7 protein-coding genes and 1 tRNA gene are annotated in these 9,490 nt (G+C 65.6%); 2 read left to right on the top strand and 6 right to left on the bottom strand.

The window, feature by feature from the left end:
• Together RMO89_RS17290 and RMO89_RS17285 are read right to left on the bottom strand one after the other, a co-directional pair.
• A partial coding sequence (locus RMO89_RS17290; protein WP_310534688.1) for a carboxyl transferase domain-containing protein occupies nucleotides 1-853 on the bottom strand: 853 nt, incomplete at its 3' end.
• 122 nt (nucleotides 854-975) lie between these two features.
• On the bottom strand, nucleotides 976-2,907 hold the full coding sequence (locus RMO89_RS17285) for an acetyl/propionyl/methylcrotonyl-CoA carboxylase subunit alpha (RefSeq protein ID WP_310534687.1): 1,932 nt from the start codon (nucleotides 2,905-2,907) through the stop codon (nucleotides 976-978).
• Between the two features lie 128 nt (nucleotides 2,908-3,035).
• Between RMO89_RS17285 and RMO89_RS17280 the strand changes: the two genes are divergently transcribed.
• Nucleotides 3,036-3,623 carry a cytochrome c family protein gene (locus RMO89_RS17280; protein WP_310534686.1) on the top strand — a complete coding sequence of 196 codons (588 nt, stop codon included), beginning with the start codon at nucleotides 3,036-3,038 and terminating at the stop codon, nucleotides 3,621-3,623.
• Between the two features lie 29 nt (nucleotides 3,624-3,652).
• On the opposite strand, the gene RMO89_RS17275 is transcribed toward RMO89_RS17280, so the two are convergent.
• Together RMO89_RS17275 and RMO89_RS17270 are read right to left on the bottom strand one after the other, a co-directional pair.
• The gene (locus RMO89_RS17275) at nucleotides 3,653-4,315 is read right to left on the bottom strand and encodes an RlmE family RNA methyltransferase (RefSeq protein WP_310534684.1); all 663 of its coding nucleotides are present in this window, start codon (nucleotides 4,313-4,315) and stop codon (nucleotides 3,653-3,655) included.
• Nucleotides 4,315-5,535, bottom strand: coding sequence for a Ppx/GppA phosphatase family protein (locus RMO89_RS17270; RefSeq protein WP_310534682.1), 1,221 nt, complete (start codon nucleotides 5,533-5,535; stop codon nucleotides 4,315-4,317). Before RMO89_RS17270 ends, RMO89_RS17275 begins: the two co-directional genes overlap by 1 nt.
• 141 nt (nucleotides 5,536-5,676) lie before the next feature.
• On the opposite strand from RMO89_RS17270, the gene RMO89_RS17265 reads away from it, so the two are divergent.
• Nucleotides 5,677-5,750: transfer RNA gene (locus RMO89_RS17265), tRNA-Gln, on the top strand.
• Between the two features lie 56 nt (nucleotides 5,751-5,806).
• On the opposite strand, the gene RMO89_RS17260 is transcribed toward RMO89_RS17265, so the two are convergent.
• Together RMO89_RS17260 and RMO89_RS17255 are read right to left on the bottom strand one after the other, a co-directional pair.
• On the bottom strand, nucleotides 5,807-6,805 hold the full coding sequence (locus RMO89_RS17260) for a DUF4402 domain-containing protein (RefSeq protein WP_310534681.1): 999 nt from the start codon (nucleotides 6,803-6,805) through the stop codon (nucleotides 5,807-5,809).
• Complete coding sequence (locus RMO89_RS17255) at nucleotides 6,802-9,489, bottom strand: hypothetical protein (RefSeq protein WP_310534680.1); 2,688 nt, start codon at nucleotides 9,487-9,489, stop codon at nucleotides 6,802-6,804. The genes RMO89_RS17260 and RMO89_RS17255 overlap by 4 nt, the downstream gene beginning before the upstream one ends.
• Between the last annotated feature and the right edge of the window lies 1 nt (nucleotide 9,490).

Genomic DNA, 9,490 nt, shown 5'->3' with positions numbered 1-9,490 from the left:
CCTGCTTGGCCTCGCGCGGGACGATGCTGAGCAGCTTCTCTTCGCGGCGGTCGGTCGGGTCCTGACAGGCGGTGCGCGGGGCGGGCGCGCCGACGCTGGAGGGCAGGTAGGACAGGAAGCGGCGCGCGCGCACAAAAGCATCGGCTTCGCTGGCGACCTCGTCATCGACCACGCCGTTGCGGGTGTGGATGTCGCTGCCGCCGAGGCTCTCCTTGTCGCTGGCCTCGCCGATCGCTTCGACCACCGCCGGACCCGCCGCGAAAACTTGCGAAAGCCCGCGCACCATCACCGAATAGTGGCTCGCCACCACCCGCGCCGCGCCCAGGCCTGCGGTCGGCCCGAGCGCCAGCGCGACCACCGGCACGGTCTCGAGGTTCCTGACGATGGTGTCCCAGCCCGGCGTCGCGGGCACGTAAGTTGCGCCGATGTCCTCAAGCGTCTTGACCGATCCGCCCCCGCCGGTGCCGTCGATCATCCGGATCAGCGGGATGCGCAGCGAGAGCGCCATCTTCTCGCACTGGACGAATTTGCGGTGGATCGCCGCATCCGCCGCCCCGCCGCGCACGGTGAAATCGTCGGCAGAGGCGACCACTGGGCGGCCTTCGATGTTGGCGCGTCCGAACACCAGGTTGGAGGGGGAGAGGCCGGTGAGCTGGCCTGCCTCGTCGTAATGCCCCTTGCCGGCGATCTTGCCGATCTCGCGGAAGGATCCCGCATCGACCAGTCCGACAATCCGCTGGCGGGCGTCGAGCTTGCCCCGTGCGTGCTGGCGGGCGACCTTTTCGGGGCCGCCCATCGCTTCGGCCAATTCGCGGCGGCGGGCGAGTTCGTCGACTTCGGGCTGCCAGGTCACACGCGAATCCTTCCCAATCCCCAAACCTCGTCATTGCGAGCGTAGCGAAGCAATCCAGAGCGTCACGCACAAACGCTCTGGATTGCTTCGTCGCTGCGCTCCTCGCAATGACGAATTGTGGGTTATTCGGAGAGCGCCTCGATCCGCGCCAGCAGCGCCTCGACCTGCACCTGCGCGCCGGCCACGGCGGAGAGCTCGGCCACGGTCCCGTCGAACGGCGCGACCAGGCTGTGCTCCATCTTCATCGCCTCGAGCGTGAGCAGCTTCTGCCCCTTGGTCACCGCCTGACCCTCGCTCACCTCGACCGCGATGATCTTCCCCGGCATGGGCGAGAGGATATCGCCGTCGTGGGCGTGGTGGTGGCCTGAGCCTTCCCAGCGCGTCCGAACCGCAAGCGCTTCTCCGCCCCGAAATACCACTGCACCGTCGCTGCTTCGCCTACCCTCGACGCGTCGCTTAAAATAGTCGTCGGGCAGTTCTTGGCGGATCGTTTCACCCCCGACGTTCATTGGAATGCTGCGACCCCATTCGGCGTTGAGCCTGAACCCGTAGTTCTGTCGCCACGGATCGGCTTCGAAGTTGTCGAAATAGGAATACTCGATTGAAGGTGGATGCCAGCTTGCGGTCGGGTTCAAGCTCATTCCCAAGAGAATTGTTGCGGCGTCGTCGAGCAAGTTCTCGTGGAGCTCGTCCGGCACCTCCAGATCGGCTGCGTGCCGGGCGATGAACCCGGTGTCGATGTCTTCATCGATGAATGCGGGTTGGCCCAAAAGCCGTTCGAGAAAACCCGCGTTGGTAGTAACGCCAGAGACCTGCGTCATACCACACGCCTTGCGAAGCCCTTTCCACGCCTCGTAGCGATTGAGCCCGTGCACCACGATTTTGGCAACCATCGGATCGTAGAACGGGGAAATGGCATCGCCTTCCTCGACGCCGGTCTCGGTGCGATTCGGTGCCAGAATTTTGAACGTCCCAAGCCGACCGGTCGAGGGCAAAAACCCCTTTGCCGGATCCTCCGCATAGAGTCGCGCTTCCATCGCCCAGCCGTTGATGCTCAGCTCCTCCTGCATCAGCGGCAGCACTTCCCCGCTCGCCACCCTGAGCTGCCACTCGACCAAGTCGACCCCGGTGATCTCCTCGGTCACGGGATGTTCGACCTGCAGCCGGGTGTTCATTTCCATGAACCAGATCCGGTCCGCGCGCAGGCCTTCCGAGGCATCGGCGATGAATTCGATCGTCCCGGCACCGACATAGTCCACCGCCTTCGCCGCCTTGACTGCTGCCGCGCACAACTCCTCGCGGGTCGCTTCGTCCATCCCCGGCGCGGGGGCTTCCTCGATCACCTTCTGGTGGCGGCGCTGGAGCGAGCAGTCGCGCTCGAACAGGTGGACGACGTTGCCATGGCTGTCGCCGAATACCTGCACCTCGATATGGCGCGGACGCTGGATGTATTTCTCGATCAGCACGTGGGCATTGCCGAACGAAGACGCCGCCTCGCGCTGGCACGATTGCAGCGCATCAGCGAAATCGCCCGCGCTTTCCACCAGCCGCATCCCCTTGCCGCCGCCGCCCGCGACCGCCTTGATCAGCACCGGATAGCCGATCTTGCCTGCCTCGATTGCCAGATGCGCCGGGTCCTGATCCTCGCCCATGTAGCCCGGCGTCACCGGCACCCCGGCGGCGGCCATCAGTTTCTTGGCCGCGTCCTTCAGCCCCATCGCGGTGATGCTCGCCGGGTTCGGGCCGACCCAGATCAGCCCGGCATCGATTACCGCCTGGGCGAATTCTGCATTCTCCGAGAGAAACCCGTAGCCCGGATGCACCGCTTCCGCGCCCGAGGCCTTGGCGGCGGCGATGATCTTCTCGCCTACCAGATACGATTCGCGCGCAGGCGACGGCCCGATATGCACCGCCTCATCGGCGCTCCGCACGTGCAATGCCTTGGCATCGGCGTCCGAATAGACTGCGATGGTGCGAATCCCCATGGCCCGCGCGGTGCGGATGATGCGGCAGGCGATTTCGCCGCGATTGGCGATCAGGAGCGATGAAAACATGGCCTACCGCTAAGCGCCAAGTGCGCGCGCTGCAATGGCTGTTGCATCCGCCGGGGCTTGCGCTGCGACGGGCGCGACACTAGAGCGACGCGCGAACCGCAATACACTATTCCCAACGGGGCCACTCCATGGAAGACCGCTTCAATACCATCGCCGGCTGGGTGCTGTTTTCAGGGATTGTCGCGCTCGGCGCGGCGAGCCTCTCGGGCCACTATTTCAGCGCCGACAAGCCACACGCCCCGCACGAAGGCGGTTACCCGATCGCCGGCGTGGTAGAGGCGGGCGAAGGCGAAGCTGCCGCCGTGCCAATCGAAACGCTGCTCGCCAGCGCTGATCCGGCCAAGGGTGAAGCGACTTTCAAGAAGTGTGCGTCGTGCCACACCATCGCTGCTGGCGGGGCCAATGGCATCGGACCGAACTTGTTTGGCGTAGTCGGCAAGCCAGTCGGCAAACACGCGGCCGGGTTCGGCTATTCTTCAGATCTGTCGGGCCATGGCGGCAACTGGGACTGGGCCAACCTCAATGACTGGCTGACCAGCCCGAAAAAGTTCGCGGCAGGCACCAAGATGAGCTTCGCCGGGCTTAGCGATGGGCAGGAACGCGCGAACCTGATGGTTTATCTCAATTCGCAAGGCTCGAACCTGCCGCTTCCTACCGCACCGGCGGCTGTGGCCCCGGCTGAGGGTGCAGCAGCGGCTCCGGCGGATAAGAAGTAAGGCCAATCCTCCCCGGGACGGGGATGATCTCAGGTCCCCTTGAACCCCTGCGCAATTACGTACCACTCCGACGAATCCTTGCGGCTCGCGGGCGGCTTGGCGTGTTTCACGCTGGTAAAATTGCGCTTGAGAATCGCCAGCAGGTCCCCATCCGTGCCCCCGGCGAAGACCTTGGCGACGAAGGCCCCGCCCGGTTCCAGCGTGGTGATCGCGAAATCGACGGCGGCTTCCACCAGACCCATCGTGCGCAAATGGTCGGTCGCCTTGTGGCCCACGGTGTTCGCCGCCATGTCCGACAGGACGAGGTCGGGCGGGCCATCGAGCGCCGCTTCAAGCGCGGCGGGGGCCTCGTCATCCATGAAGTCCATTTCGAACAGGATCACGCCCTCGATCGGATCGGTGGGCAGCAGGTCGATACCGACGACGCCGGCCTTGGGGCTGCGCTGGCGGACGATCTGGCTCCAGCCGCCGGGTGTCACGCCAAGATCGACCACGCGTTTCGCCGACTTGATCAGGCCGAAGCGGTCGTCCAGTTCCGCCAGCTTGTAAGCCGCGCGGCTGCGATAGCCGTCGGATTTGGCCTGCTTGACGTAGGGATCGTTGAGCTGGCGCTGCAACCACCGCACCGAGCTTTGCGAACGCCCCTTACCGGACTTCAGCTTCTCGTTGGGATTCTTGCCCGAGCGGCTCATCAGCGTTCCAGTTTCTGCAACACGGCGCGGGCATGGCCGGGGTGGCCGCCTGATGCCATGAGGCTCCTGAGGATGCCTTCACGGATACCGCGATCGGCGACGCCGAGCCGGTCGGCCGGCCAGAGGTCAAGGATAGTCTCGAGAATCGCGCAGCCCGCCACCACCAGGTCGGCGCGTTCGCGGCCGATGCAGGGCAGTTCGCGCCGCTGTTCGGGCGACATCGACGACAGTTTCTCGCTGATCGCGCGCATGTCCTGTGACGGCACGATCAGGCCATCGACCGCGCGGCGATCGTATTGCGGCAGATCAAGGTGCAGGCTGGCCAGCGTGGTGACCGTGCCGCTGGTGCCCAGCAGGCGCAGTTCGGTGATCGGCCGGCTCAGCCGCTTGGGCGAAATCCGCTGGGCAAAATCGGCAAAACTGTCGCGCACCAGCTTGCGCATGGCCTGATAGCGCTCGATTCGTGCTGCCTCGCCCGCGCCTTCCTCGCCGCAGGTCTCCGACAGCGAAACGACGCCGTAAGGCACCGAATGCCAGTCGAGGATGCGCGGCACGGTCGGCCCGCTTTCGATCAGCACCAGTTCGGTGGAACCGCCGCCAATGTCGAAGATCATCGCCGGGCCTTCGCCCGATTCGAGCAGGATGTGGCAGCCGAGTACGGCCAGCCGCGCTTCTTCCTGCGCGGTGATGACGTTGAGGTGGATGCCGGTTTCCTCGCGGACACGCTCGATGAAATCCATGCCGTTGCTGGCGCGGCGGCAGGCCTCTGTGGCGACCGAGCGGGCGAGGTGGACATTGCGCTTGCGCAGCTTTTCGCCGCAGACCCGCAGCGCCTCGACCGCGCGGTCCATGGCTTCGTCGGACAAGCGGCCCGACTGCGCCAGACCTTCCCCCAGCCGCACGACGCGGCTGAAGGCATCGATCACGGTAAAGTGCTCGCCCGATGGACGCGCAATCAGCAGCCGGCAATTGTTGGTGCCAAGATCGATCGCGGCATAGGCCTGCCGCTGCCCCACCCTTGGCCCCGCGTATTGCGAGCGCGGCAAAGCATCCGGCGAATCGCCGCTTGTTTCCGATAAGCCACCGGAAATGCGCGGGCCTTGGGATGGGCCCTGATGCGGAATGGGGCTGCCGGTGAATCCTTCCGGTGTGCCGCGTCTGCCTTCCGCCTCGCTGTGCCCAGCCTCCTCGCGCATTGCCGGCGGATGGTATTCCGCCATGGTCAGTTACTCGAACATCGTTTCCCCGCCCCAAGGGCAGGCATCGTGCGCCATCCTAGTAGTGAGGCGCGCATGGGGCAAGCAATGGTTGCAAATGCGCTTGACCCGGCTGGGACCCGGCATTAAGCGCGCGCACTGCGTTGCCCCGTCGTCTAATGGTAAGACACCGGATTCTGATTCCGTTTATCGAGGTTCGAGTCCTCGCGGGGCATCCATTTTCCGGACATCATCGGCACTCACGCCCCGTGCCTGCGGATGCTCCTATGTGCGCTCAGTTGTAGGCCACGGTTACGCTGAAGGTGCCGCTGTAGGCTTGCGAGGGCGTGCCCGAGGTCAGCGGAAAGCTCCCCCCGACATCGAACGACAGACTTCCCGCCGCGCCGAGCGCACCGGACAGCACCTGCACGCCGCTGAGCGACGGAATTGTGGTGACGGTGATCGCATTGGCTCCGCCGGTCATGGTAAAGGTGGTCGGCACCGATATCGAAACCGCCTGGCCGCCTTCGCCGCTGACGGCAAAGCTCGCCGCATCGGGAGCAGGGGTGCCGAGTGCCGCCGTGCCATTGCCGGTCACTGTCATCACGCCAGTTGTTGGCGCAAGGCTGACCGTGCCGCTGCCGCTGCGCGGCAGGACAATGCGGCCAAAGGCGAGGTTGGCGCTGCGGGTGACGGCGATGCCGCGAAACACCTGCGCCGATGTGGTGCCGGACGTCGATGAGGGTGTACCGCCGCCTACTCGCGAAACGGTGATGACCATGTTGGATGTCGCGTTGCCGGTCAGTCCGGCGGTGTTGTTGCCATTGATTGGCAAGTCATAGCCTAGCCAGAAGGTCTTCGACGCATTGCGGCCAACCGGGCCGACTTGGAAAGTAATCGAGCTGCCGGTGCCCGGTGAAACAGCGATCGACGCAGTGGCACCTGAGGTGGAGACAGTGAAATTCTGCAGCGCAGCGGCACGCCCGGTTGGGGTGCCGGTCACCGTGATGGTCAGCTGGGCATTCGACGTGATGCAGGCTACCTGGTTACCGCAGGCCACTGTAACCAGCGAGCGAACGCTCGCGGATGACAACCGCACGGCATTGCCCGAAAGCTTGGTGACCGTACCGGTTGCAGCGCTGGCGCGGAATATCGACTGGCCGGTGGGCGCGGCGACGATGTTGCCGAAATTGCCAGCGCCAATCGAAGTAACCGTGAAAGTCTGCGCGTGAGCCGCACCGCTCCACGCCAATGCGGCGATCAGCGCCATGAAGGCAAGGCGCAGCCAGGTCATTTCGCCACCTTCGCTTCGAACCGGGCTTCACCGGAAAGCTGGACCGTGCGTCCATCGCTGCCGATCCGCACCGAGCCAGGGCCAGCGAGCGTCATGCCCAGCCGGGTGGCCTGTTCGGGATCGAGCGCGATGCGGTAGGTTCCCGGCTTCACGCCATCGAACACGGCGGTACCGTCAAATTCGGTCTTGCCGGCAATCGGCGCGCCGGTTTCAGGGATCAGGCGCAGCATCACTGCGGAAAGGCCGGTCATGGTGCCATCCTGCTGGCGGAAATTGACGCGGAAGACAACTTCCGAGGTGGGCACCAGCGGATAGAGGATCGTCGCGACATGGCCCGCACGCGGTGCCAGCACCACGTTCTGCGGCGGCGCGGAGACGAAGCCGGCATCGGCGTCAGTGATGTCGGCGCGCAGGTTGGCCATGCCGCCGTCGCCCAGCCCGGTGATGAAGGCGCGGCCCTGAGCGTCAGTCACCATGGGCCGCGCCGCGCCTTGCAGCGCCACCCCGGCAACCGGCTTTTCACCCGAATCGAACCGGCCATTGGCATTGTCATCCTGAAAGGCGAGGAACGAGGCGCTTCCGCCATTGGCAGGCCCCGGCGAGGTGACGCGGTAGCCGCCACGCACCGGATCGAACGCCAATCCGAAGTTGAACTGGACACCGACGCGCCAGTTGCGCTGGCCGGTTGACCAGCTTCCGCCCAGCGTGGCATCGGCAAAGGGCAGGCGCGCGGTGATACCAGCCTCGAAAGCGGTATCGCGACTGGAAAATGAACGCGTAGCGCCCAGCCGGAAGCTGGCGCGCTCACCCAGCGTGCGGTCCACTGTCACGCCAAAGGTCTCCAGCTTGGCGCGCGGCGCCAGCGAATAGTCCGCCGTCGCCCGCAGCTGCCACTTGTAGGCGATGAAGCGCATGGCCGACACATTGCCGGTCAACTGCTCGCTGGTCCCGCCCGGGCCGGTCTGGCGGCGGTAGTCGGTGCCAAGCGCAATCAAGGTGCTGGCCACGCTTGCGGTAGTACGCGCGCGGGCGAGGAAAGTCGTGCCGCCATCGGCATATTGGGCCCGGCTGGCCAGCGCCGAGATCGGCAGGCGGCCTGCCCCCGGAAGCGGCAGCACGAAATCTAGCGTCAGTTCATCGAACCGCTTCATTGGGCGGTTGAGATCCCAGGCGGAATTGGTCTCGTCGTTGAAGCCACCCGAATATTCGGAATGGCGGCCGACGAAGTTGATCCCGGCGAATTCGCCAGCCGCTGCCAGCGACAGGGCATTTCCGCCTTTCAGATCATGCGCGAGATCACCCTGCACCGCCATGCCGAGCAGCGCTGTGCGCAGGCCAGCGGTGAGCACTTCATGGCGGCGGCCGGTGTAGTCTTGGTAGATCCCGAGCCCGGCATTGACCGTCAGCCCGGCCGACACCCCGTGCGTCACGCCCAGCACCGCGCGCAAGGAATCGCGCGCCTTGTTGCCCAGCAGGCCGCCACTCCCATCGAGCGAGATCAGCGCGCGGTCCTGCACGACGATGCCGGCATCAATCACCGTCTGGCCGGCGGCAAGCTGCCCGCCGCCGACGTTGATCACGCGGACCTGCTCGTCACGCTCGCCGCGCGGGCCATAGAGCACGACGCGGACCACGTTGCGCCCCCGGGTCAGCGGGACCTGCCGGAATTCGTAGCGGCCCAGCGTGGCCGAGCCTTGCCGTCCGCTGCGCAGGACATCGTTGATGTAAAGCTCGACATCATAGCCCAGCGGCAATTCGCCGCGCAGGTCGATGTGCTGGAAAACGCTGCTGTCCTCGATCCGGGCAGAGGAGACGACGAACCCGGCACCGGCCTGGCTGCGCGGGCCGAGCGCCAGCCCCGGCGCATAAACGTCGCCCGCCGCCGCATAAGTCGCGCCCAGCGGCAGATCGCCCTCGGCGCTGCGCCGCGTGGCGGTGATCCGGGCAGAGGCGGGCTTGCCGGCTTCATCGGTGGCAAACCAGCCGGAAAAGCCGGTGCGGGCAAGATCGCCCGACATGCGCGCTTCAAGCCGGGTCACGGCATGGCCAAGACTGCTGTCCGCGCCAAGCTCTACGCCGAAATCGAACGAGGGCAGGCTGGCCCAGCGATAGGGGGTCTGCACCCGCAGCACGTCATCGGGCGTGGCCGTGATCGCGCCCAGCCCGGCCAGCCGCGAAGCGCGTTCGCGGCGCGCTTCGATCGGCAGCTTCTCGGTCGCTGTCAGGGTCAGTGTCATCTCGCTTTCAGAAGCCGCGATACGCAGCGGCAGCAGCTTGGCGACGAGCGAGGCACGCAGGTAAATCTCGGTCGGGGTGACCTTGCGATCAGGCGGGACCAGCGCGATCACCTGTCCGCCCAACAGCGCCTTGCCAGCGGCGAGGTCGATGGTGATCGAACGCTGGTTTTCACCCAGCCGGCCAGTGACGATACCGCGTGCCGGCTGCACATCCAGATTGATTTCGAGCAGGCGCGACAATTCGCCCAGCGGGAGCAGCGGGTCGGCAGCGTCGCCATAGGCGCTCAGCGATTCAGTGAGCGTGGTGCCGCCCAACTGCACTTCATAGAGCAACAGCTGATCAGGCTCCGACGCGGCGGAAGCTGGTTGCGCCTCAGCTGCGCCCACGACCGGCAGGGCGGTCGCAAGCAGCAGCGCAAAAGCACGGAGGATGTTTCGACCAAACATC

The sequence above is a fragment of the Novosphingobium sp. genome (assembly GCF_031424035.1).
In the GTDB taxonomy this organism is placed as follows: Bacteria; Pseudomonadota; Alphaproteobacteria; order Sphingomonadales; family Sphingomonadaceae; genus Novosphingobium.
This window is presented reverse-complemented; position numbering and strand designations above follow the sequence as displayed.